This is a genomic window from Noviherbaspirillum denitrificans (assembly GCF_002211445.1).
Classification (GTDB): domain Bacteria; phylum Pseudomonadota; class Gammaproteobacteria; order Burkholderiales; family Burkholderiaceae_D; genus Noviherbaspirillum; species Noviherbaspirillum denitrificans.
In genome coordinates, this window is the sequence record NZ_LSTO01000001.1 from 1,328,759 (window position 1) to 1,351,415 (window position 22,657).

22 protein-coding genes are annotated in these 22,657 nt (G+C 62.3%); 20 read left to right on the forward strand and 2 right to left on the reverse strand.

The features are described 5' to 3' along the window. Nucleotides 1-1,805, forward strand: a 1,805-nt coding sequence (locus AYR66_RS06590) for a hybrid sensor histidine kinase/response regulator (protein WP_141104036.1), incomplete at its 5' end; no start/stop codon positions are given. Nucleotides 1,806-1,864: 59 nt separating this feature from the next. Here the strand turns inward: AYR66_RS06590 and AYR66_RS06595 are convergent. After that, the gene (locus AYR66_RS06595) at nucleotides 1,865-3,307 is read right to left on the reverse strand and encodes a cryptochrome/photolyase family protein (RefSeq protein ID WP_088706858.1); all 1,443 of its coding nucleotides are present in this window, start codon (nucleotides 3,305-3,307) and stop codon (nucleotides 1,865-1,867) included. An 87-nt stretch (nucleotides 3,308-3,394) separates the two neighbouring features. Here AYR66_RS06595 and AYR66_RS06600 point away from each other — a divergent pair, with 87 nt between their 5' ends. From AYR66_RS06600 to AYR66_RS06625, 6 genes are read left to right on the forward strand one after another with little or no spacing between them, the layout of a single operon-like run. Beyond that, nucleotides 3,395-4,060 carry a YqgE/AlgH family protein gene (locus AYR66_RS06600; RefSeq protein WP_170942085.1) on the forward strand — a complete coding sequence of 222 codons (666 nt, stop codon included), beginning with the start codon at nucleotides 3,395-3,397 and terminating at the stop codon, nucleotides 4,058-4,060. Between the two features lie 3 nt (nucleotides 4,061-4,063). After that, the gene (gene ruvX / locus AYR66_RS06605; RefSeq protein WP_088706860.1) at nucleotides 4,064-4,453 is read left to right on the forward strand and encodes a Holliday junction resolvase RuvX; all 390 of its coding nucleotides are present in this window, start codon (nucleotides 4,064-4,066) and stop codon (nucleotides 4,451-4,453) included. Continuing rightward, on the forward strand, nucleotides 4,434-4,946 hold the full coding sequence (gene pyrR / locus AYR66_RS06610) for a bifunctional pyr operon transcriptional regulator/uracil phosphoribosyltransferase PyrR (RefSeq protein WP_420093092.1): 513 nt from the start codon (nucleotides 4,434-4,436) through the stop codon (nucleotides 4,944-4,946). Before ruvX ends, pyrR begins: the two co-directional genes overlap by 20 nt. Next, nucleotides 4,939-5,898: an aspartate carbamoyltransferase catalytic subunit gene (locus AYR66_RS06615; RefSeq protein ID WP_088706862.1), complete on the forward strand. Its 960-nt coding sequence runs from the start codon at nucleotides 4,939-4,941 to the stop codon at nucleotides 5,896-5,898. The genes pyrR and AYR66_RS06615 overlap by 8 nt, the downstream gene beginning before the upstream one ends. 3 nt (nucleotides 5,899-5,901) lie before the next feature. Further along, nucleotides 5,902-7,182 carry a dihydroorotase gene (locus AYR66_RS06620; protein ID WP_088706863.1) on the forward strand — a complete coding sequence of 427 codons (1,281 nt, stop codon included), beginning with the start codon at nucleotides 5,902-5,904 and terminating at the stop codon, nucleotides 7,180-7,182. A gap of 5 nt (nucleotides 7,183-7,187) precedes the next feature. Next, nucleotides 7,188-7,943: a lysophospholipid acyltransferase family protein gene (locus AYR66_RS06625; protein WP_088709644.1), complete on the forward strand. Its 756-nt coding sequence runs from the start codon at nucleotides 7,188-7,190 to the stop codon at nucleotides 7,941-7,943. On the opposite strand, the gene AYR66_RS06630 is transcribed toward AYR66_RS06625, so the two are convergent. After that, nucleotides 7,897-8,721: a symmetrical bis(5'-nucleosyl)-tetraphosphatase gene (locus AYR66_RS06630; protein WP_088706864.1), complete on the reverse strand. Its 825-nt coding sequence runs from the start codon at nucleotides 8,719-8,721 to the stop codon at nucleotides 7,897-7,899. The genes AYR66_RS06625 and AYR66_RS06630 overlap by 47 nt on opposite strands. Before the next feature lie 212 nt (nucleotides 8,722-8,933). Between AYR66_RS06630 and rfbB the strand changes: the two genes are divergently transcribed. The 13 genes from rfbB to AYR66_RS06695 form a co-directional block, all read left to right on the forward strand. Beyond that, entirely contained in the window at nucleotides 8,934-10,013 is a 1,080-nt protein-coding gene (rfbB, locus tag AYR66_RS06635) for a dTDP-glucose 4,6-dehydratase (protein WP_088706865.1), read from the forward strand. Continuing rightward, nucleotides 10,010-10,897 carry a glucose-1-phosphate thymidylyltransferase RfbA gene (gene rfbA, locus AYR66_RS06640; protein ID WP_088706866.1) on the forward strand — a complete coding sequence of 296 codons (888 nt, stop codon included), beginning with the start codon at nucleotides 10,010-10,012 and terminating at the stop codon, nucleotides 10,895-10,897. The genes rfbB and rfbA overlap by 4 nt, the downstream gene beginning before the upstream one ends. 2 nt (nucleotides 10,898-10,899) lie before the next feature. Then, on the forward strand, nucleotides 10,900-11,451 hold the full coding sequence (rfbC, locus tag AYR66_RS06645; protein ID WP_088706867.1) for a dTDP-4-dehydrorhamnose 3,5-epimerase: 552 nt from the start codon (nucleotides 10,900-10,902) through the stop codon (nucleotides 11,449-11,451). Then, nucleotides 11,448-12,326 carry a dTDP-4-dehydrorhamnose reductase gene (gene rfbD, locus AYR66_RS06650; RefSeq protein WP_088706868.1) on the forward strand — a complete coding sequence of 293 codons (879 nt, stop codon included), beginning with the start codon at nucleotides 11,448-11,450 and terminating at the stop codon, nucleotides 12,324-12,326. The genes rfbC and rfbD overlap by 4 nt, the downstream gene beginning before the upstream one ends. Before the next feature lie 78 nt (nucleotides 12,327-12,404). Further along, nucleotides 12,405-13,814, forward strand: coding sequence for a mannose-1-phosphate guanylyltransferase/mannose-6-phosphate isomerase (locus tag AYR66_RS06655; protein ID WP_088706869.1), 1,410 nt, complete (start codon nucleotides 12,405-12,407; stop codon nucleotides 13,812-13,814). Beyond that, nucleotides 13,814-14,611: an ABC transporter permease gene (locus tag AYR66_RS06660; protein WP_088706870.1), complete on the forward strand. Its 798-nt coding sequence runs from the start codon at nucleotides 13,814-13,816 to the stop codon at nucleotides 14,609-14,611. Before AYR66_RS06655 ends, AYR66_RS06660 begins: the two co-directional genes overlap by 1 nt. Beyond that, entirely contained in the window at nucleotides 14,611-15,891 is a 1,281-nt protein-coding gene (locus AYR66_RS06665) for an ABC transporter ATP-binding protein (RefSeq protein WP_088706871.1), read from the forward strand. The genes AYR66_RS06660 and AYR66_RS06665 overlap by 1 nt, the downstream gene beginning before the upstream one ends. Before the next feature lie 179 nt (nucleotides 15,892-16,070). Continuing rightward, nucleotides 16,071-17,114 (forward strand): GDP-mannose 4,6-dehydratase, encoded by a 1,044-nt coding sequence (gene gmd / locus AYR66_RS06670; RefSeq protein WP_088706872.1) that lies wholly within the window; start codon nucleotides 16,071-16,073, stop codon nucleotides 17,112-17,114. Further along, a complete protein-coding gene (locus AYR66_RS06675) occupies nucleotides 17,098-18,027 on the forward strand; it encodes an NAD-dependent epimerase/dehydratase family protein (protein WP_088706873.1) in 930 nt (309 codons plus the stop codon). The genes gmd and AYR66_RS06675 overlap by 17 nt, the downstream gene beginning before the upstream one ends. 44 nt (nucleotides 18,028-18,071) lie before the next feature. After that, nucleotides 18,072-19,232, forward strand: coding sequence for a glycosyltransferase family 4 protein (locus tag AYR66_RS06680; protein WP_088706874.1), 1,161 nt, complete (start codon nucleotides 18,072-18,074; stop codon nucleotides 19,230-19,232). Continuing rightward, on the forward strand, nucleotides 19,222-20,079 hold the full coding sequence (locus tag AYR66_RS06685) for a glycosyltransferase family 2 protein (protein ID WP_088706875.1): 858 nt from the start codon (nucleotides 19,222-19,224) through the stop codon (nucleotides 20,077-20,079). The genes AYR66_RS06680 and AYR66_RS06685 overlap by 11 nt, the downstream gene beginning before the upstream one ends. Before the next feature lie 9 nt (nucleotides 20,080-20,088). Then, the gene (locus AYR66_RS06690; protein ID WP_088706876.1) at nucleotides 20,089-21,267 is read left to right on the forward strand and encodes a glycosyltransferase family 4 protein; all 1,179 of its coding nucleotides are present in this window, start codon (nucleotides 20,089-20,091) and stop codon (nucleotides 21,265-21,267) included. Between the two features lie 6 nt (nucleotides 21,268-21,273). Then, a partial coding sequence (locus AYR66_RS06695; RefSeq protein WP_206047085.1) for a flippase occupies nucleotides 21,274-22,657 on the forward strand: 1,384 nt, incomplete at its 3' end.

Sequence of the window (22,657 nt, forward strand, 5' to 3'; positions counted from 1 at the left end):
AGGTGTCCATTTCGCGTTCCAAGCTGGAAACGGAAGTTGGCACGCTCAGGCAATCGCTGGCTGAGCTGACGGAGAACGTCACGCGCTTGCGCGACCAGCTGCGCGAGATCGAGATGCAGGCTGAGACGCAGATTGCATCGCGCATGGGACATGCGGGCGACCGGGAATTCGATCCGCTGGAATTCGACCGCTTTACGCGGTTGCAGGAACTGACACGCATGATGGCCGAAAGCGTCAACGATGTTGGGTCCGTGCATCAGAACCTGAGCCGAACGCTGGATAGCGCCGCCACCGATCTTTCCCAGCAGGCACGGCTGACGCGCGACCTGCAGCAAGACCTGATGCGGGTGCGCATGGTCCCGTTCGCCAGCATTTCGGAGCGCCTTTTTCGACTGACGCGGCAGGCGGCAAAGGAAGTCGACAAGCGCGTCAATCTCGATATTCGCGGCAGCACGGTAGAACTCGACCGAGGTGTGCTGGAGCGCATGACCGGGCCGTTCGAACATCTGCTGCGCAATGCCATCGTTCATGGCATTGAATCCCGCGAAGCGCGGCTGGCGGCTGGCAAGAGCGATATCGGCGAACTGCTGGTCGAGGTGCGCCAGGAAGGCAACGAAGTCGTGATCCGGTTTTCGGATGACGGCCAGGGACTTAACATCGCCCGCATTCGGGACAAGGCGACGCGCGTCGGCTTGCTGTCGAATGACAATGCCATGTCGGACGAAGAAGTGACGGACTTGATCTTCCATCCGGGCTTCACGACAGCGGACGAGATCACGGAACTGGCGGGACGTGGTGTCGGGATGGACGTCGTCCGTTCCGAAGCGGCGGCGCTCGGCGGCCGTGTCTCGACTTCGAGCGAGGCCGGCAAGGGAACCCATTTCACCATCCACCTGCCGCTGACGCTTGCAGTCACGCAGGTCGTCCTGTTGTCCACCGGCGGCGCAACCTACGCTGTTCCGTCCGTGCTGGTCGAGCAGGTGCAGCAGCTCAAGACCAATGCGCTGGCATCGGCCTACAACGAGGGGGCAGTGATGTGGCAGGGCCAGCGTGTGCCGATGTATTACCTGTCGACGCTGCTGGGCGACAAGACGGCCTCGCCGGTATCGCAGCAGTATTCCCCGCTGCTCATCCTCAAGAGCGGTAACGAGCGCGTCGCATTGCACGTCGATGAGGTGATCGGCAACCGCGAAGTGGTCGTCAAGAACATCGGTCCGCAGCTGTCACGCCTGATCGGCATTGCCGGCGCCACGGTGCTGGGTTCCGGCGATATCGTCCTGATCCTGAACCCCGTTCCATTGGCGCAGCGCGCGGCACTCGACAATCTGCGCGCGCCGCGCATGAGTGCCTCCGATGCGCCGGCAACGATGGGTGCGGTGGCTGAAATGACGCCACATGATCCGGCATCGCCGCCTGTGCAGGGATTGCGCACGCAGGACATCGTGATGGTGGTTGATGATTCGCTGACGGTGCGGCGTGTCACTCAGCGCCTCCTGGCGCGCGAGGGATACCAGGTAGTGCTGGCCAAGGATGGTGTGGATGCGCTGGAACAGTTGCAGTCGGTGACGCCGGCGGTGATGCTCGTCGATATCGAAATGCCGCGCATGGATGGCTTCGACCTCACGCGCAATGTGCGTGATGATGAGCGGACGCGCCATATTCCGATCATCATGATTACTTCGCGCACAGCGGCCAAGCACCGCAACTATGCGATGGAGATCGGGGTCAACGAGTACCTCGGCAAACCGTACCAGGAAGACCAGCTGTTGCAGCTGATTGCCGGCTTCGTAGGAAGTCACGCGTGACCTGTTTCGCGTTCATGACGGCAAGGGCCTGCATATGTGCAGGCCTTTTTTTTTCAGGTTCAGCTTTCGTGGTCGGCCAGTGGCGACGATTTTTTGACCACGGCAAAGCGTTCCAGCGTCCGCTTCCGGGCAACGTCATGTTGGACGATAGGGGGCGGATAGTCTTTCACCTGCATGCCTGACAGCCAGGGGGCATGCACCGCCTTGGCGGAGAGCGGGGCAAGGGCGGGCAGGTAGCGCTTGATGAACTTTCCCTCCGGGTCGAACTTTTCCGACTGCGTGACCGGATTGAAGATCCGGAAGTAGGGCTGCGCGTCGCAGCCCGTTGATGCCGCCCACTGCCAGCCGCCGTTGTTTGCCGCGAGGTCGTAGTCGTTCAGCTGCTGCGCGAAATACCGTTCGCCACGGCGCCAGTCGATGCCGAGATCCTTGACCAGGAAGCTTGCCGTGACCATGCGCAGGCGGTTGTGCATGTAGCCGGTCTGGTTGAGCTGCAGCATGGCGGCGTCGACCAGCGGATAGCCGGTGCGCCCCTCGCACCATGCCTGGAACATCTCGTCGGCATGCGGGCCGGACTCCCATTCGATGGCATCGTATTCGGGCCGGAATGCGCGCTCGACCACACGCGGATGGTGATGCAGGATCATGAAGTAGAAGTCGCGCCACACGAGTTCGCTTAGCCAGGTTGCCGCGCCGCTGGCGGACATGCGCACTCCGGCGAGCGCCTGTCGAACCAGTCCGCGGATTGACACCGTGCCGAAACGGAGGTGCACCGAAAGATAGGATGGGCCCTTGATTGCGGGGAAGTCGCGCGTACGGTCGTAGCTGGCCATTCTCGGCATGAAATCGTCGAACAGCGCCTGGCCGCCGGACATGCCGGCCGGAACTGGCGGCGGTGTTTCCTCGAAACCCAGGTCGGCAAGCGACGGGAGGGCGTGGCATTGCGGAGGCACGGCCAACTGTTCGGGAGCAGGCTCGACAGAATGCGGAGCCAGGCTGACAGATTCCGTGGCGTGCAGCATTTTCAGCCAGGCATTCTTGTAGGGAGTGAACACGGAGAAGGGTTTGCCGGACAGCGAGAGGACTTCATCTCGCTCGAAAATCACCTGGTCCTTGAAGCTGAGCCATTCCCGGTTCTCCGCCAACAGGCGTGTTGCCACTTCGGCATCCCGGCTGGCTGCGGCTGGCTCGTAATCGTGATTGGCGAAGACGGCATCCACACCCAGCTCGGCCGCAAGGCGCGGAATCGCTTCGGCCGCGTGCGCATGGAGCACGATCAGGCCGCCGCCGGCAGCACGCAGGGCGGCATCCAGCTCGGCAACGCATGCATGGATGAAGCTCACCCGGCGGTCCTGGCGGGGAAGGGAATCCAGGATTTCCTTGTCAAAAACGAAAGCACAGTAGACCGCCCGGCTTTGTGCCAGGGCTTGGTGGAGCGCTGCATGGTCGAAATTGCGCAAATCGCGGCGGAACCAGACGAGGGACTTGTCGAAACGGGACATGGCGTGGCCTTGAATCCTTGGAAGGAATTCCCGGTTTGATGCGCTTTCCGGGGTGGGAATCCTGTCAAAACTGCTAAAATGCTCATTATGGTGAAACCCAGCAAGACGCGCACGTTTTCCGATAAACCCGGCTCCCACCGGGATACTCCCGATTTTTCTTCTTCCCAGGGCATGTCGTCCGCCCCGCAGCTCAACCTCGTCGACCACTTCCTGATTGCCATGCCGTCCATGCTCGATCCGGTGTTCGGCGGCACGGTCGTGTACATGTGCGAGCACAATGACGAGGGCGCACTCGGCGTCATCATCAACAAGGCCACCGACATGACTATGGATGTGCTCTTCGAGCGCATCGACCTGGAGCTGGAAATCGATGCTGGCAGCGTGCCGGCCGACAAGAAGCCGGTGATGTTCGGTGGGCCGGTGCAGGTGGAACGGGGATTCGTACTGCACGCGCCGCACGGCGCCTATACCTCGATGATGAAAGTCACCGACCAGATCGCGTTGACCACGTCCAAGGACGTGCTCGAAGCCGTGGCCGTCGGCAGCGGCCCGCAGCGCCTCCTGGTCAGCCTCGGCTGCGCGGGCTGGAGTGCCGGGCAACTCGAAGAGGAAATCGGCCGCAATGGCTGGCTGACGGTGCGTGCCGATCCGGCCATCATCTTCGAGCTGCCGGTCGAGGCCCGCTTTGCGGCCGCCATGAAACTGCTTGGCATCGATCCCATGATGCTGGCAGGCGAAGCGGGGCATGCATAAGACGTGGAAACGGTCCTCTGTTTCGACTTCGGTCTGAAACGCATCGGCGTCGCCGTCGGCAATACCCTGATCCGGCAGGCGCAACCCCTCTCCATCATCAGCGCGGCGACCAACGATGCGAAGTTCGCCGAGCTCGGCGCGCTGATCAATGAATGGAAACCGGCACTGTGCGTGGTCGGGCTTCCCCTGCATCCCGATGGCGCAGAACATGAAATGACCGTGCGCTGCCGCCGGTTCGCCAACCAGCTGAACGGCCGGTTCGGCGTGGCGACCGCACTGGTCGACGAGCGGTATTCTTCCGCGGTGATTGCGCAGAAACGCGGCGAAGCGGTCGATGCGCAGTCGGCGGCAATAATTTTGCAACAATACTTCAATGACTATGCCGAATCCTAATTTCGACGCCGAGGCGCTCTACCGGACGCTCGCGGACCGCGTGAAGAGCGGCCTGGCGAATGCCGAACATGCCGCCATCGTCGGCATCTACTCCGGCGGCGCATGGCTGGCCGAGCGGCTTGCCGCGGAAATGCAGCTCACCGACCGCCTCGGGTTCATCGACGTTTCCTTCTACCGTGACGACTATGCGGAGCGTGGCCTCCATGCCGAGGTCAAGCCCACGCAGATTCCGTTCGAAGTGGAAGGCGCGACCATCCTGCTGGTGGACGACGTGCTCTATACCGGCCGCACTACGCGCGCGGCGATCAACGAGCTGTTCGACTACGGCCGGCCGGCGAAGATCATGCTGGCGGCACTGGTCGACCGCGGCGGACGCGAACTGCCGATCGCCGCCGATTTCATCGCCGATACCGCAACCCTTTCCGACGACCAGCAGCTCGTGCTGCACCGTGCCGACGACGGCCGCTTCTCCCTCACGGTGGACCATGCATAACCCGCAATTGAACAAGAACGGAGAGCTGCAACACCTGCTCACCATCGAAGGCCTGCCGAAAGCGGTCATCAACCATATCCTCGATACCGCCTCCTCCTTCGTCAGCGTGAGCGACCGCGAAGTGAAGAAAGTGCCGCTGATGCGCGGCAAGAGCGTGTTCAACCTGTTCTTCGAAAACTCGACACGCACCCGCACGACCTTCGAGATCGCGTCCAAGCGGCTGTCGGCGGACGTGATCAACCTGAACATTTCCGCATCCAGCACCTCGAAGGGCGAGTCGCTGCTCGACACCATCGACAACCTGGCGGCGATGCACGCCGACATGTTCGTGGTGCGCCATGCGCAGTCGGGCGCGCCCTACCTGATCGCCAAGCACCTGATCGATACCAACCAGCCGCACGTGCATGTGGTGAACGCGGGCGACGGCCGCCATGCGCACCCGACGCAGGGCTTGCTGGACATGTACACCATCCGCCACTACAAGAAGGATTTCACCAACCTGACGGTGGCCATCGTCGGCGACATCCTGCATAGCCGCGTTGCGCGTTCCGACATCCACGCACTGACCACGCTGGGCGTGCCGGAAGTGCGTGCCATCGGTCCGCGCACCCTGCTGCCGGGCGGGCTGGAGCAAATGGGCGTACGCGTTTTCCACGACATGAACGAAGGCCTCAAGGGCGTTGATGTGATCATCATGCTGCGCCTGCAGAACGAGCGCATGTCGGGCGCGCTGCTGCCGTCCGCACAGGAGTTCTTCAAGAGCTACGGCCTGACGCCGGAACGCCTCGCACTGGCCAAACCCGATGCCATCGTGATGCACCCGGGCCCGATGAACCGCGGCGTCGAGATCGACTCTGCGGTTGCGGACGGCGCGCAGGCAGTGATCCTGCCGCAGGTAACCTTCGGCATCGCGGTCCGCATGGCGGTGATGAGCATTTTGGCGGGAAATTAATCAATGAAACTCCATATCAAGAATGGCCGCCTCATCGATCCGGCCAACGGCATCGACGCGCAACAGGATTTGTTCATCGCAGCAGGGAAGATCGTGGCGGTCGGGACGGCGCCCGAGGGCTTCAACGGTGCCAAGGTCATCGACGCTACAAACATGATCGTGGTGCCCGGCCTGGTCGACCTGAGCGCGCGCCTGCGCGAACCGGGCTACGAATACAAGGCCACCCTGGAATCGGAAATGCAGGCCGCAATGCAGGGCGGCGTCACCAGCCTCGTCTGTCCGCCGGACACCGATCCGGTGCTGGATGAGCCGGGCCTGGTTGAAATGCTCAAGCACCGCGCGAAAGGACTCAACCAGGCGCACGTCTATCCGCTCGGCGCATTGACGGTTGGCCTCAAGGGCGCGGCCCTGACCGAAATGGCCGAGCTGACTGAAGCGGGCTGCATCGGTTTTTCGCAGGCCGAAGAAACCATCGTCGACACGAACGTGCTGCTGCGGGCCATGCAGTATGCGAATACCTTCGGTTACACCGTCTGGCTGCGTCCGCAGGATCCGCATATCGGGCGCGGCGGCATCGCGCACAGCGGTCCGGTGGCGTCGCGGCTCGGCCTGTCCGGCGTGCCAGTTTCGGCGGAAACCATTGCGCTGCACACCATTTTCGAACTGATGCGCGGTACCGGCGCGCGTGTCCACCTGTGCCGGATTTCGTCAGCGGCCGGACTGGAACTGGTGCGCGCGGCCAAGAAGGAAGGCCTGGCGCTCACCTGCGACGTCGGCGCACACCATGTGCACCTGACCGACGTCGATATCGGTTTCTTCGATTCCAACGCCCGCATGACGCCGCCGCTGCGCTCACAGCGTGACCGCGACGCCATCCGCGAGGCCCTGCTTGACGGCACGATCGACGTCATCTGCTCGGACCACACGCCGGTCGACGACGATGAAAAGCTGCTGCCTTTTGGCGAGGCCTCGCCCGGCGCAACCGGACTCGAACTGCTGCTGCCGCTGGTGCTGCGCTGGGTGGAAGATGCGCGCTCGCCGCAACTGCTCGGCAAGGCAATCGGCAAGGTCACGTCGGATGCCGCGCGTGTCGCCGGACTGGCGACTGGCAAACTGTCTCCGGGCAGCGTCGCCGACGTCTGCATCTTCGATCCCGCGGCGCGCTGGAAGGTGGATGCGAAGGCGCTGGCCAGCCAGGGCAAGCATACGCCCTTCCTCGGTTATGAAATGACCGGCCAGGTCAAAATGACGATCGTCTCGGGACATATCGCGTTCGAACGTTGAACGCCTTGCTCGCCTTTCGCCTGCTGCGTGTCCTGATCCACCTGTTCCGCGGACTGGCGACTTGCGCGCTGCTGTTTCCGCTGATTGACGATGCGGGCCGCCGGGCGCATGTCCGCGCCTGGTCGGTCCGGCTCGTCGCATTGTGTGGTGTGCGCGTGCGGATCGAACACTTGCAGGATGCGCAGCCGGCGCCGCGCGCGCTGATGGTGTCGAACCATGTGTCCTGGCTGGACATCTTCGTGATCAATTCCCTGCATCCGACGCGCTTTGTCGCCAAGTCGGATATCCGCAGCTGGCCGCTGATCGGCTGGCTATGCGAGAAGACGGGGACGATTTTCATTGCACGCGGCAAGTTGCGCGACGTGCGGCGCATCTACCAGGGGTTGGTCACCAGCCTCCACGCGGGCGAGCATGTCGCCTTCTTCCCCGAAGGGACCACCGCGCCGCAAGGCACGCTGCTGCCGTTCCATGCCAACCTCTTCGAAGCGGCGATCGAGGCCGACGTGCCGGTTCAGCCGTACGCGGTGCGTTATCTCGATGCGAACGGCAGGCTGCACCCGGCCGCCGATTTCGTGGGCGAGATGACCTTCGTGCAAAGCATGATGACGATCCTCAAGGCAGGCGGCGTGACCGCAGAACTCACGGTGCTGCCCATTATTGACACCGGCGAGTCATCGCACCGGCGCGAGCTTGCCGATGCCGCCTATGACGCGATCAGATCGAGCCTGGGCGTTGATACTGCGGGCAATCCACCTGGATGACCGAGCGGTCTTCCAGGCACACCGCCGTCAGCTTTCCGCCCCATAGGCAGCCGGTGTCGAGGCTGATGAGGTTGGGGCGCAGCGTCAGCCCCAGCGTCGACCAGTGGCCGAAGACCACGGTGACGTCTTCCGTCTTGCGACCTGGAACATCGAACCAGGCCATGTAGCCGGGTAGCGCGATCTCGACGCCCTTCGACGCAGCCAGTTCCATCGTGCCGTCGGCAGTGCAGAAGCGGATCCGGGTCAGCGCATTCACGATGCAGCGAATGCGGTCCGCGCCTTCAAGGGAATCGTCCCAGCGCGCCGGTTCGTTGCCGTACATCTGGCGCAGGAAGTCGATCCAGTCGGGTCCGCGCAGGACAGTTTCCACTTCGCCGGCGAGCGCCATGGTTTGTTCCGCCGTCCACTGCGGCAGCACGCCCGCATGCACCATGAGATGGCCGTTTTCCAGCAGCGCCATGGGCTGGCGGCGCAGCCATTCCAGCAGCTCGTCGCGGTCAGGTGCGGCGAGGATGTCGTCCAGCGTGTCCGACCGATGTGCCTTGCGGATGCCATGCGCCACGGCCAGCAGGTGGAGGTCGTGGTTGCCCAATACCATATTCGCGGTATCGCCCAGCGCCCGCACTTCGCGTAGAGTCGCGAGCGAGCTCGGGCCGCGGTTGACCAGGTCGCCCACGAAAATGAAACGAGGGTCGGGACAGACGGCACGGATGCGGTCGAGCAGTTCGGATAGCTTGGGCTGGCAACCTTGCAGGTCGCCGATGACGTACGTGGACATGTTGAACGATCAAGAAATTGCCAATTGGCAATGTAAGGAAGCCGGCCCCGCATTATAAGAAACTTCGGACCAGTCCGGCGCCAGGTAACAAATCCTTACGGCAGCGAGCGCGGATACCTGTTTAAATTGCAAATCCGCCGGAGACGCGTACAAATAAATCAACATTCTCAAGTAAAATCATAGGTTTAGCATAATTCGCAGCAGGACATCGAATGATATTTGTAACGGGCGGGGCCGGATTCATCGGCTCGAATTTTGTGCTCGGCTGGCTGGCAGAAACGGACGAACCCGTCGTCAACCTGGACAAGCTGACGTATGCCGGCAACCTCGACAACCTGCGCCAGGTTCGTGAGGATGCCCGCCATGTATTCGTGCGCGGCGACATTTGCGATGCGGCACTGGTCGGCCGTCTGCTGGACACCTACAAGCCGCGCGCCATCGTCCATTTCGCCGCCGAGAGCCACGTTGATCGCTCCATCCACGGCCCTGGGGAATTCGTGACGACCAATGTCAACGGCACGTTCGTCCTGCTGGAAGCGGCCCGCGCCTATTACGCCGGACTTGATGCGAATGCGAAGGCGAATTTCCGCTTCGTGCACGTGTCGACAGATGAAGTCTACGGTTCGCTGGAGCCGGGCGATGCGCCGTTCACTGAAACCACCGGCTACGCGCCGAACAGCCCGTATTCCGCGACCAAGGCAGCCTCCGACCACATGGTGCGGGCCTACCACCACACTTACGGATTGCCGACGCTGACTACGAATTGTTCCAACAATTACGGCCCGTTCCAGTTCCCCGAAAAACTGATTCCGCTGATGATCACCAATGCGCTGGCCGGCAAAGCCCTGCCTGTCTATGGCGACGGCCGGCAGGTGCGCGACTGGCTGTATGTCGGTGACCACTGTGCCGCGATTCGACGCGTGCTGCAGGACGGCCGCCCAGGTGAGACCTACAACATCGGCGGCTGGAACGAGATGGGCAACATCGATGTCGTCCATACGCTGTGCAACATTCTCGACGAACTGGCGCCGAAATCCGGCAGTTACCGCGACCAGGTCGCCTTCGTTGCGGACCGTCCGGGCCATGATCGCCGTTACGCGATGGATGCGCGCAAGATCGAGCGCGAACTGGGCTGGAAGCCCGCCGAGACCTTCTCGTCAGGCATCCGGAAGACGGTGCAGTGGTATCTCGACCACCAGGATTGGGTAAGCGGCGTACAGTCGGGCGAGTACCTCAAGTGGGTGGAAAAGAATTACGGCGCCCGCAATCCGGCGCAGGAGCAAGTCGCATGACGCTGCAGCGCAAGGGCCTCATACTCGCCGGCGGATCCGGCACGCGGCTGTACCCGGTCACGATGGCCGTGTCCAAGCAGCTGCTGCCGGTGTACGACAAGCCGATGATCTACTATCCGCTGACGACGCTGATGCTGGCCGGCATTCGCGACATCCTTCTGATCTCCACGCCGCAGGACACGCCGCGCTTCACGGAACTGCTCGGCGACGGCAGCCAGTGGGGCATCAACATCCGCTATGCAGTGCAGCCATCCCCGGACGGACTGGCACAGGCATTCATCATCGGCCGCGAATTCATCGCGGATGCGCCGTCCGCACTCATCCTCGGGGATAACATCTATTACGGTCACAATTTCGAAGAACAGTTGCGCACCGCGCAGTCGCGCGAGGACGGGGCCACCGTATTCGCGTACCACGTGACCGATCCCGAGCGGTATGGGGTCGTCGAATTCGATCGCGGCATGCGCGCAGTGAGCATCGTCGAAAAGCCGGCCGTGCCGAAATCGAACTACGCCGTCACCGGCTTGTACTTCTACGACCGCCAGGTGTGCGACATCGCGGCATCGATCAAACCGTCGGCGCGCGGCGAACTGGAAATCACCGACGTCAACCAGGCCTACCTGGACCGCGGCAGCTTAAACGTCGAGGTGATGGGGCGCGGCATGGCCTGGCTGGACACTGGGACGCATGAGTCGCTGATGGATGCCTCGCAATTCATCGCCACCCTTGAACGTCGGCAGGGCCTGAAGGTCGCCTGCCCGGAAGAGATTGCCTTCCGCAAGCAGTACATCTCCGCGGAGCAGCTCGAAAAGCTGGCGCAGCCGCTGAGGAAGAGCGGTTACGGCCAGTACCTGCTGCGCGTCCTGGCCGACGGCGTGTTCTGACCATGAATATCGTTCGCACGCCCATTGCCGGCCTTCTCATCCTTGAACCGCGCGTATTCGGTGACGAGCGCGGATTCTTTTTCGAGAGCTATAACGAGCGCCGCTTCCAGGACGCCCTCGACGCGCCGGAACCGGTGCGCTTCGTGCAGGACAACCACTCCCGCTCCGCGAAGAATGTGCTGCGCGGCCTGCATTACCAGGTCCGCCGGCCGCAGGGCAAGCTGGTGCGGGTCGTCGATGGCGAGGTGTTCGATGTCGCCGTCGACCTGCGCCGCAGCTCACCCACGTTCGGGAAATGGTTCGGCGCCGTCCTGTCCGCCGAAAACAAGCTTCAGATGTGGGTGCCGGCCGGCTTTGCCCACGGTTTCCTTGTGATGAGCGAAACGGCCGATTTCCTGTACAAGACGACGGACTACTACGCGCCTGAACACGAACGCTGCATTGCATGGAACGATCCCGAAATCGGCATCGAATGGCCGCTTGCGGGAGCGCCCGTCCTTTCGGCAAAGGACAGCCAGGCAGGCCCGTTCGCGGACGCCGAGGTGTACGCATGAAAATTCTGGTAACAGGCCGAAGCGGCCAGGTCGGGTACGAGCTTGAACGCAGTCTGCAAGGCCTGGGTGAAGTGATTGCCATGGACGCCGAGGCGATGGACCTGGCCGATTTCGACGCCATCCGCGCCGTCATGCGTGAAATCAAGCCGTCCCTGGTGATCAACCCGGCGGCGTACACTGCTGTGGACAAGGCGGAAAGCGAACCCGAGCTGGCCATGCGCATCAATGGCGAGGCTCCGGGCGTCATTGCCGAAGAGGCGCGCAGGCTGGGCGCCGGCGTGATCCACTACTCGACGGATTATGTATTCGACGGCAACAAGGCGGGCGCCTACACTGAAGACGATGTGACCCTGCCGCTGAATGTCTACGGCCGTACCAAGCTCGCTGGAGAGCAGGCCGTGCAGGCAAGCGGCGCGCCGCACCTGATCCTGCGGACGAGCTGGGTCTACGGCGCGCGCGGCCGCAATTTCCTGCTCACCGTGCGCCGCCTCGCCGCGGAGCGCGACGAACTGCGTATTGTCGATGATCAATACGGTGCCCCTACCTGGTGCCGTACCATTGCTGATACAACAGCCCATATCGTGGCAATGCTGGGGGCGGGAAAGCAGGGTGGCATCGACCTCGACCAGTGGCAAGCGAAGTCGGGGCTATACCACTTGACGGCGCAGGGGCAGACCAGCTGGCATGGTTTTGCGCAGACCATCGTCGCGCATTGGTCGACCGAGCGGAAGCCGGCGGTTATCCCGATTGCGACGAAGGACTATCCGACGCCCGCCCGCAGGCCGGCCAATTCAGTCCTGTCCTGCCAGAAGCTGATCGACACGTTCTGCCAGCTTCCACGCTGGGATAGTGCACTGAACCTGTGTCTTGAGTAAGGGGTGGAAGGTGAAGCCGTCAGAACCGAACAAGCCAATCCATAAATCCTACAAATCAAAAAAGAGCGAGAAAACATCATGCTGATCCCAATCATTCTCTCCGGCGGTGCTGGCACCCGTCTCTGGCCGGTATCGCGCGAGGCATACCCGAAGCCCTTCATGCGCATCGGCGACGGCAAGAGCCTGCTCACGCAGACGCATGAGCGCGCCTTGGCTGTGTCGGGCAATACCGCCCCGCTGATCGTCACCAACCGGGATTACTACTTCCTGTCGCGTGACGAACTGGCCGAGCAGTCGGTCAAGCCGAGCTACCTGCTCGAGCCGGGCGGCCGCAATACCGCGCCCGCCATTGCGCTGGCCGCGCTGTGGGCGATGGAGCAGGACAAGGATGCCTGCATGCTGGTGCTGCCCGCCGACCACCTCATCAAGGACACGCCTTCGTTCTACACCGCTGTGCGCCATGCGGAAAATCTCGCCAACGACGGCTTCCTGGTGCTGTTCGGCATCAAGCCGAATGCACCGGAAACCGGTTTCGGCTACATCGAGATGGGCGACAAGGTGAGCGTCGAGGCGCAGGTCGTCAAACGCTTCGTGGAAAAGCCCGATTCGGTCACCGCCGGCAAGTACCTCGCGCAAGGCAACTATGTCTGGAACAGCGGCATGTTCTGCTTCAAGGCGAGCGCCATCCTCGATGCATTCGAAGCCTACAATCCGAAGCTGCTGGAAGGCGCGCGCCAGGTATGGAACAGCACGAAAGCCGACGGCGACAAGCGCGAACTGCCGGCATCGTTCACCTCGCTGGAAAACATTTCCATCGACTATGCGGTGATGGAAAAGGCGAAGAACATCGCCGTCATTCCCGGCGATTTCGACTGGAGCGATATCGGTGCCTGGAAGGCCGTGGCCGAAGCGATCCCGGCGGATGCGAACGGCAATACCAACAACAATTGCCAGACCATCGTCATTGACAGCCGTAATACTCACATCGAAACCAAGGAACGCCTCGTCGCGGTGATCGGCCTGGATAACATCCTGATCGTCGACACGCCGGACGCGCTGCTGGTAGCCGACAAATCCAGGAGCCAGGATGTGCGGGAGGTGGTCTCCCGCCTGAAGGAAGCCGGCCATGACGCGCACAAGATCCACCGCACCGTCGCGCGTCCCTGGGGTACCTATACGGTGCTGCAGGAAGCGCCGGGCTTCAAGATCAAGCGCATCGCGGTCAAACCGGGCGCCTCGCTGTCGCTGCAGATGCACCATCACCGCAGCGAACACTGGGTCGTCGTGTCCGGCAAGGCGGAAGTCGTCAACGGCGAACAGACCATCAAGCTGGAAGCCAACCAGTCGACCTACATCCCCGCCGGCAACAAGCATCGCCTGACCAACGTGGGCGAAACGGAGCTTGCCTTGATAGAGGTACAATGCGGCTCCTATCTGGGCGAGGATGACATCGTCCGCTTTGAAGATATCTACGGCAGGGTCAAATAATGGCAGTTGGCATGTTGCGCTCGATGTGGAGCTATCGCGGCTTCATATCAGGCAGCGTCAAGCGCGAGTTCCAGTCGCGCTACCGGAATTCGCTGTTGGGCGCAGCATGGACTGTCCTCAATCCGCTGGCGATGATCGTGGTCTACACGGTCATCTTCTCGCAGGTGATGCGGGCGCGCCTGCCCGGCGTGGACAGCGGTTTTGCGTACAGCATCTACCTGTGCGCGGGCGTGCTGACCTGGGGGCTGTTTGCCGAGATCGTTGGCCGGGCGCAGAACGTGTTCCTCGAACACGCGAACCTGATCAAGAAAATCAGCTTCCCGCGCATCTGCCTGCCGGTGATCGTGGTCTTCAATGCGGGGATCAATTTTGCGATTATTTTCGGGCTGTTCGTGCTTTTCCTGCTAGTGAGCGGCAACTTCCCAGGCTGGACCTTCGTTGCTGTCTTTCCCGTGCTGATGATTCAGGTCGTATTCGCAATTGGCCTTGGTATCATTGTGGGTGTTTTGAATGTGTTCTTTCGTGATGTAGGTCAGTTCTTCGGCGTACTGCTGCAGTTCTGGTTCTGGCTGACGCCGGTGGTCTATCCCGCGTCGATCCTGCCGGAGCGCATCCTTCCCATCTTCAATCTCAACCCGATGGTGCCGCTGGTGACTGCCTACCAGGATATTTTCGTGCATGCCCGGTGGCCGGTGTGGAGCAGCCTGATGTTCCCCGCCGCGCTGGCAGCTGTCTTCTGCGTTGTTGGCATCCGCATGTTCCGCAAGCGTGTGGGCGAAATCGTGGATGAACTGTAATGGGCCGTATCTGTGTCGAAGGCCTGGGCAAGGCCTACAAGCAATACCATCACCGCTGGGCCCGTCTTGCCGAATGGGTGCTGCCCTTCGGCGGCCCGCGCCACCAGCTGAAATGGGTGATGAAGGATGTCAGCTTCAGCCTCGAACCGGGTGAAGCGGTCGGCATCATCGGTATCAATGGCGCCGGCAAGAGCACGCTGCTGAAAATGATTACCGGCACCACGCAGCCGACGACGGGACGAGTAGAGATCACCGGCCGCGTGGCTGCGCTGCTTGAGCTGGGGATGGGCTTCCATCCCGAATTCACGGGCCGCCAGAATGTCTTCATGGCGGGCCAATTGCTGGGCATGGGCGTGGATGAGATTGCCGAACTGATGCCCGAGATCGAAGCCTTTGCCGAAATCGGCGATTACATCGACCAGCCGGTGCGAGTGTATTCGAGCGGCATGCAGATGCGGCTTGCGTTCAGCGTGGCGACGGCGAAGCGGCCGGATGTGCTGATCGTCGATGAAGCGCTGTCAGTAGGTGATGCCTACTTCCAGCACAAGAGCTTCGACCGCATCCGCAACTACAGCAGGGCAGGGACGACATTGCTGATCGTCTCGCACGACAAGCATGCGATCCAGTCGATCTGCAACCGCGCGATCCTGCTGGACGGCGGCCGCCTGGTGAAGGAAGGCATGCCGGAAGAAGTGATGGATTACTATAACGCCCGCCTGGCCGAGCGCGAGAATGCCAACCTGAACCTGCAGCAGCATGTGCTGGAGGACGGCAAGGTACAGACCGTTTCGGGCACGGGCGAGGCGACGGTGACCAGTGTCGCGTTGCTGAACGAACGCGGCGATCCGCAAGAGATCTACGACGTCGGCGTGCCGGTGAGCTTGCAGGTGAAGGTCAAGGCGCGGGCTGCGATTCCGCGCCTGGTGCTGGGATACATGATCAAGGACAGGCTCGGGCAGGCGGTGTACGGGACCAATACCGACCTCACCAGCCAGCCCATTAACGACGTACGGGGCGGCGAAGAGATCACGTACAGGATCGATTTTCCGCTTAACCTCGGGCCCGGAACGTATTCGATCGCGACTGCGCTGCAGGGCACCGATACGCACCTGGTCAACAATTACGAATGGCGGGACCTGGCGCTGGTATTTACCGTGGCCAACCTGAGCAAGCAGGAATTCGTCGGATGTGCGTGGATCCAGCCGCGCATCGGCATCGACCGGCCGGCCGGCCTTGTCACGGAAGTGGAGCGGGAAGATGCTGTTCCGGCAGGAAAGTAGTGAGTTTCTGCAATATCCGGACGGCCTAAGTTGTTGTTTCTTGAACTGATTTGATTTCCATTATTACCAGAAGATTAATTTCCGTTAATTTGACCGAATGCTTGCAGGGCTGTGCCCTCAGGCAAGCACTGTGCGCCGCAGCCGGCTTCCGTTTCCAGATTTAACTACCTCACCGAAATATGACTACTTCCAACATTGCGATCATCACCGGCATCACAGGCCAGGACGGCGCCTATCTGGCCGAACTCCTGCTGAAGAAGGGCTACACGGTCTACGGAACCTATCGCCGCACCAGTTCGGTCAATTTCTGGCGCATCGAAGAGCTGGGCATCGACAAGAATCCGAACCTGCACCTGGTCGAGTACGACCTGACCGACCTGAGTTCCAGCATCCGTCTGCTGCAGAACACCGGCGCCTCCGAGGTGTACAACCTCGCCGCGCAAAGCTTCGTCGGCGTGTCCTTTGACCAGCCGGTCACGACCGCCGAAATCACCGGTATCGGCCCGCTGAACCTGCTGGAAGCGATTCGCATCGTCAACCCGAAGATCCGCTTCTACCAGGCATCCACCTCCGAAATGTTCGGCAAGGTGCAGGCCATCCCGCAGATCGAATCGACTCCGTTCTATCCGCGCAGCCCCTATGGCGTGGCCAAGCTGTATGCGCACTGGATGACTGTGAACTACCGCGAGTCCTACGACATCTTCGGCTGCAGCGGCATCCTGTTCAACCACGAATCGCCACTGCGCGGCCGCGAATTCGTCACGCGCAAGATCACTGATTCCGTCGCCAAGATCCGCCTCGGCCAGCTCGACGTGCTGGAACTCGGCAACATGGATGCCAAGCGCGACTGGGGTTATGCGAAGGAATACGTGGAAGGCATGTGGCGCATGCTGCAGGCCGATGAGCCGGATACCTATGTGCTCGCCACCAATCGGACCGAAACCGTGCGCGATTTCGTGACCATGGCCTTCAAGGCCGCCGATTTCCGGCTTGAATGGCGCGGACGCGGCGAGGAAGAAGTGGCGCTGGATGCATCCAGCGGCAAGACCCTCGTGCGCGTGAACCCGAAGTTCTACCGCCCGGCCGAAGTCGACCTGCTGATCGGCAATCCCGCCAAGGCCCGCGAAAAGCTGGGCTGGGCGCCCGAAACGACGCTGGAGCAGTTGTGCCAGATGATGGTACAGGCTGACCTGCGGAGAAACGAGCGTGGCTTCTCCTTCTGACCAGGCGAATGCCGCCTCGCGCGGCTGCGTCCTGCTGACAGGCGCCAACGGCTTTACCGGCAAGTATGTGCGCGCGGAACTCGAAGCGGCGGGCTATACCGTCGTGGGCGCGCTCGTCGGCGCCTCGCGCGGCCCGCATGAGGTGACGCTGGACATCACGTCACCCGACAACTGCCGCCGCGCAATGGAAAAGGTGCGTCCCGATTACCTGATCCACCTTGCCGCCATCAGCTTCGTGCAGCACGCCGATGCGGACGCGTTCTACCGTGTCAATGTGATCGGCACCATGAACCTGCTGCAGGCCCTGCTGGACACCGGCCTGTCGCCTCGGCGCGCAATCGTTGCCAGCAGCGCCAACGTGTACGGCAATGCGACCGCGGGCTTCATTGCCGAAGCACAGCCGCCGCAGCCGGTGAACCACTATGCAGTCAGCAAGCTGGCGATGGAGTTCATGGTGAAAACCCTGAGCGACCGCCTGCCGATCGTCATTTCCCGGCCGTTCAATTACACCGGCGTGGGCCAGGAACCGCATTTCCTGGTGCCCAAGATCGTGTCGCATTTCGTGCAGCGCGCACCGGTCATCGAACTCGGCAACCTCGATATCGAGCGCGACTTTTCCGACGTGCGCATGGTGGCGCAGGCGTACCGCGGACTGCTGGAACAGGATTGCGCCGGCCAGACCGTCAATATCTGCAGCGGCCGCCCGTATTCCCTGCGTGCTATCCTCGACACGATGCAGCAGATCGCCGGTTACGACATCGACGTGCGCGTGAATCCCGCCTTCGTGCGGCAGTCGGATGTGAAGACGCTGGCCGGCTCGCCCGACAAGCTGCGCTCGCTGGTCGCCAACCTGCAGCCGATTCCGCTCGAAGAGACGCTGCGCTGGATGTATTCAGCCGGAGCTGCAAACTGAATACAGCCGGCTGGTGCCGGTCGCATGCACGACAAGAACGATATATGGACCTTTTCAACCGAGTGCGGGTGGGCATCAATGCCGTGCCGATCCTGTCCCCGCTGACCGGGGTCGGGCAGTACACCTATCGGTTGATCACCGAGCTGCAGGACGCGCTTCCGCACAAACCGTGGCTGTTCTACGGCACCTCATGGGACCGCGAGATCCGCACCGCCGCCGCGCCCGGCGCGCGCGAGCTGAACAATGCGATCAAGCGGATCATGCCGCATCCGCACCTGATCACCCGCTTCCTCAAGCAAACCCGCTTTTCGTCGGGCGTGCACCGCCACAAGCTCAACCTGTACCATGAGCCGGCCTTCCTGGCTTACCGGTTCCAGGGGCCGTCGGTCGTCACGGTCCATGACCTGTCCTGGATACGTCATCCCGAAACCCATCCGGCGGAACGCCTGCGCGAGATGAACCGCTTCATGCCGAGAGTGGTCGAGCATGCCGCGCATATCGTGGTCGATTCGGAATTCGTGCGGCGGGAAGTCATGACCTATTACGGCGTTGCTGGCGACCGCGTGACCACGGTGCTGCTGGGCGCTGGCGCTGAATTCCATCCGCGCGACGCGGCCGAGTGCAAGCCGGTGCTGGACCGCTTCGGCCTCGAATACGGCAGCTACCAGCTGGCCGTCGGCACCCTCGAACCGCGCAAGAACCTGTCCACCGTCATTGCCGCCTTCGCCCAACTGCCCGATCAGGTACGCCGGCGTTTTCCGTTGGTGATCGTCGGCATGAACGGCTGGGGTATGGAACGTTTTTCTGAAAGCCTGCGCCACATGATTGAGCGTGGCGAAGTGCGCATGCCCGGCTATGTCGCGCAGGAAGAGTTGCCGGTGCTGTATGCCGGCGCAAGGCTGTTCGTCTATCCGTCGCTGTACGAAGGATTCGGACTGCCGCCGCTCGAGGCAATGGCCTGCGGTGTGCCCGTCATCGCGTCGCGCCGCGCATCGCTGCCGGAAGTGGTGGGCGACGCCGGTATCCTGGTCGATCCGGCCGATGATGCGGCGATTGCCGGCCATATGCAGTCGCTGATCGAGGACGATGACTTGCGCGCCCGCCTTGGTGCTGCCGGGCAGGAACGCGCGGCGGGATTCACCTGGCGCAAGTTTGCGCGCGAGACGATCGCGGTCTACAAGAAAGTCATTGCCCATGTCGATTAGCTGCGCCATCGTCAGCTACCACAACCCCCCGGCCGAGATTGCCGATGTGCTGCGCAGCGTCGCGGCCACGCCCGGGGTGGCCGTCATGCTGATCGACAATTCGCGTGACGACAGCTTGGGCGCGATAGCCCGGCAATTCGGCGTGCGCTATATCCACCGTCCCGACAATCCCGGCTTCGGTGCCGCGCACAACCTCGCCATCGAGGAAGCGCTGGCGAGCGGCGCCACCTACCACATGGTGATCAATCCGGATGTCACTTTCGGGCCGGAAGTCATTCCCGGCCTGCGGTCCTATATGGACGCGCATCCCGGCGTCGGTCTCGTGATGCCCGACATCCGCTATCCGGACGGCAGCCACCAGCACCTGTGCAAACTGCTGCCGCATCCCGGCGACCTGCTGGTACGGCGCTTCCTGCCGACGCTGTACAGCCTGAGCGGACGCCTCGATACCTACGAAATGCGCAGCAGCGGTTACGAACGGACCATGGACGTGCCGGCGCTGTCGGGCTGCTTCATGTTCCTGCGGACCTCGGTGCTGCGCAAGACCGGCGGATTCGACGAGCGCTTCTTCATGTATCTCGAAGACGTCGACCTGTCGCGCCGCATCGGCCGCGTCGCGCGCACCGTCTACTACCCAGCGGTATCGATCACGCATGCGTACCAGAAAGGTTCGTACAAGAGCAGCGTGCTGCTGCGCCGCCATATCCGCTCGGCGATCCTCTACTTCAACAAGTGGGGCTGGTTCTTCGACGACGAGCGCGCGGCGGTGAACCGGGCGGCCATGCGTGCGCTGGAAGAGCCGGCGCTCGATGCCAAACCGTCGCCTCCGCTTGCGAACCGGAAATAGGCAGGGCGCATGAAGAGTGTCCTGGTCGACCTGACGCAACTGCCGCTGGAACGCACCGGCGTAGGCATTTACGCCGTCAACTACGTGAAGCGGCTGCAGGCGCAGGCAGGCGGCATGCGTCTGCATTTCCTCGTGCTGGACGATGATGCCGAACTCCTGCGCGAAGTGGCGGCGATTCCGAACGCGAGCGCGATTGTCCTGAAGGCGAAACTGTTCCGCCGTTTCCTGTTCCGCGTGCTGCTGGAACAGGTGATCATCCCGGCGCTTGCGCTGGTAAAGGGGATCGGCGCGGTGCATTCGTTGCACTACAGTTTCCCGCTGCTGTCCTTCGGACGCTTCAAGCGCATCGTCACGGTCTGCGACATGTCATTCTTCCTGTTCCCGGAACTGCATGTGCCGGCCAAGCGGGTGTTTTTCCAGTATTTCATCCGGCGCCTGCCGAAGGTCGAAGGCTTGCTGTTCATTTCGGAATCGACGATGAACGATTTCATGCGCGACTTCCCGCTCTGCGCGGCGGAACGCTGCGTCATCCCGCTTGGCACCGAGCTCGCGCGCCTGCAGGCCCCGGCGGATCCGCGCGTCGTCGCCGAACTCCGCAAGCGTTTCGATATCGGCCGTTACATCCTGTACGTCGGCACCATCGAGCCGCGCAAGAACATCCTCGGGCTGGTGAAGGCATTCGAGCAGGTTGCGCCGACGCATCCGGACATCAAGCTGGTCATCGCGGGCAAGCTAGGCTGGGATTACGACAGCCTGCTGCAGTACATCGAAGCGTCGCCGTTGCGCGACAGGATCGTGCTTACCGGTTATGTGAACGAGACAGAAAAGCACGCACTACTGAAGTCGGCGGACCTGTTCACCTATGTCTCGTTCTACGAAGGCTTTGGCCTGCCAGTGCTCGAAGGCATGGCTGCCGGCGTGCCTTCGATCACGAGCAATATCTCCTCCATGCCCGAAGTCGCCGGCAACGGCGCGCTGCAAGTCAATCCCAACAATACCGATGAGATTGCCGCAGCGATGCGATCCCTGCTTGACCATCCGGAAGCGCGGGCCAGCCTGGTGGAACGCGGCCACGCGCAGAGCCGTGCCTTCACCTGGGAAAACACGACCGCTATCTCGCTGGATTTCTATGCACGCCTGTTGGGACAGCGCGAGGCGGGTACGCAGCCCGGGCAATTGCGCGGGTAGACACCCATGCATACCTTGCGGTTTTTCATCTTCAATTTGCTCGGGCATACGCTGCCGATGGCGGTGGCGCTCGTGTCGGTGCCGGTCATTGCCCATTTCGCCGGTGTCGAGCGGCTGGGCGCGCTGGGTGTAGTGTGGGCGCTGGTCGGCTATTTCAGCTTCCTCGATTTCGGCCTGAGCCGGGTGGTGACCCGGCGCGTGGCGCAGGCCGCCGAGCAGGGACAGCTGGATGCGGAGCTGATGGACTTGCGCGGCTTCTTCTGGTGGCGGGCGGTGCCGGCGCTGATGGTGATCGCGATGCTGTTGCTGGCGGCGCGCGGCGTGTTCGCCGGCTTCCTGCCCGAGGGCGAACTAGGTCGCGAATTATCGGCGAGCTGGCCGTGGATTTCCTTCAGCATTCCGGTCACGCTGGCCACCAACTGGTTGCGCGGTGCGCTTGAAGGCGTGCACCGTTTTGCGCGCGTCAACATCATGCGCACGGTATTCGGCGCGTGGACTTACGCCGCGCCGGCGGTAGCTTCGCTGGTCATGCCGACGCTGGACGGCATGATTATCGGCATCGTGCTTGGCCGGATGCTGGCGCTGGCGGCGCACGCCTGGGCCTGCGTGCAGGCCGAACGCGGCATCCTGCTGGGAGAAGTGCGCCCGAAACTGGCGGGGCAGGGGCTGTTCTTCCAGGAGGGTGGATGGATCACGGTGTCCAATGTCATCGGGCCGCTGATGCTGTACTCCGACCGTTTCGTGCTGGCGGCGCTCGTGCCGCCGACCGCGGTGGCCTGGTATGTGACGTCGCAGGAGGTATTGCTGCGGACGATGGTGATTCCTGCCGCGCTGGCCGGCGTCCTGTTTCCCAAGTTTGCAGGCAACCTCGATGCGCGCACCGAGGTACCGCTGGCCGCACTCTACCAGCGCGGTATCCGTCTGATTTCCGCGATCATGCTGCCCTTGTGCGCGCTGGCTGCTGCGGGATCGTATGACGGCTTGCGGCTCTGGCTCGGCGCACCGTTCGCGGCGAATGCCTACCGCGTGGTCGAGATTGTTGCAGTCGGGATATTCGTGTATGCGATCTCCCACTTGCCGCACGCCTGGCTGCAGGCGGTGGGGCGTGCCCATTTGACGGCCAAGGTGCATCTGGTGGAATTGCCGCTGTACGCGCTCGGCCTGTACGCGGCGGTGACGCAATGGGGGATCGCTGGCGCGGCTTGCATGTGGGTGCTGCGGGTGTTCCTCGATTGCCTGCTGCTGCTTCGGCTGGTAGGGCAGGAAAGTGCGCGGCCGGTCGCCGTACCGATGCTGGCCGGTGTCACGATCATTGCCGCCGCAAGCATCCTGTCCGGGCCGGATATTGCGTGGCAGTGGCGTGCGGCGGCGTGTACTGCGGTGTTTTCCG

Coding starts and splice junctions, on each gene's coding strand:
- AYR66_RS06660 (WP_088706870.1), top strand. CDS start 13,814: ATGGCAGTTGGCATGTTGCGCTCGATGTGGAGCTATCGCGGCTTCATA.
- AYR66_RS06615 (WP_088706862.1), top strand. CDS start 4,939: ATGCATAACCCGCAATTGAACAAGAACGGAGAGCTGCAACACCTGCTC.
- AYR66_RS06665 (WP_088706871.1), top strand. CDS start 14,611: ATGGGCCGTATCTGTGTCGAAGGCCTGGGCAAGGCCTACAAGCAATAC.
- rfbB (WP_088706865.1), top strand. CDS start 8,934: ATGATATTTGTAACGGGCGGGGCCGGATTCATCGGCTCGAATTTTGTG.
- AYR66_RS06620 (WP_088706863.1), top strand. CDS start 5,902: ATGAAACTCCATATCAAGAATGGCCGCCTCATCGATCCGGCCAACGGC.
- AYR66_RS06680 (WP_088706874.1), top strand. CDS start 18,072: ATGGACCTTTTCAACCGAGTGCGGGTGGGCATCAATGCCGTGCCGATC.
- AYR66_RS06600 (WP_170942085.1), top strand. CDS start 3,395: ATGGTGAAACCCAGCAAGACGCGCACGTTTTCCGATAAACCCGGCTCC.
- AYR66_RS06685 (WP_088706875.1), top strand. CDS start 19,222: ATGTCGATTAGCTGCGCCATCGTCAGCTACCACAACCCCCCGGCCGAG.
- rfbD (WP_088706868.1), top strand. CDS start 11,448: ATGAAAATTCTGGTAACAGGCCGAAGCGGCCAGGTCGGGTACGAGCTT.
- pyrR (WP_420093092.1), top strand. CDS start 4,434: ATGACTATGCCGAATCCTAATTTCGACGCCGAGGCGCTCTACCGGACG.
- rfbA (WP_088706866.1), top strand. CDS start 10,010: ATGACGCTGCAGCGCAAGGGCCTCATACTCGCCGGCGGATCCGGCACG.
- AYR66_RS06655 (WP_088706869.1), top strand. CDS start 12,405: ATGCTGATCCCAATCATTCTCTCCGGCGGTGCTGGCACCCGTCTCTGG.
- AYR66_RS06630 (WP_088706864.1), bottom strand. CDS start 8,721: ATGTCCACGTACGTCATCGGCGACCTGCAAGGTTGCCAGCCCAAGCTA.
- gmd (WP_088706872.1), top strand. CDS start 16,071: ATGACTACTTCCAACATTGCGATCATCACCGGCATCACAGGCCAGGAC.
- AYR66_RS06595 (WP_088706858.1), bottom strand. CDS start 3,307: ATGTCCCGTTTCGACAAGTCCCTCGTCTGGTTCCGCCGCGATTTGCGC.
- AYR66_RS06690 (WP_088706876.1), top strand. CDS start 20,089: ATGAAGAGTGTCCTGGTCGACCTGACGCAACTGCCGCTGGAACGCACC.
- rfbC (WP_088706867.1), top strand. CDS start 10,900: ATGAATATCGTTCGCACGCCCATTGCCGGCCTTCTCATCCTTGAACCG.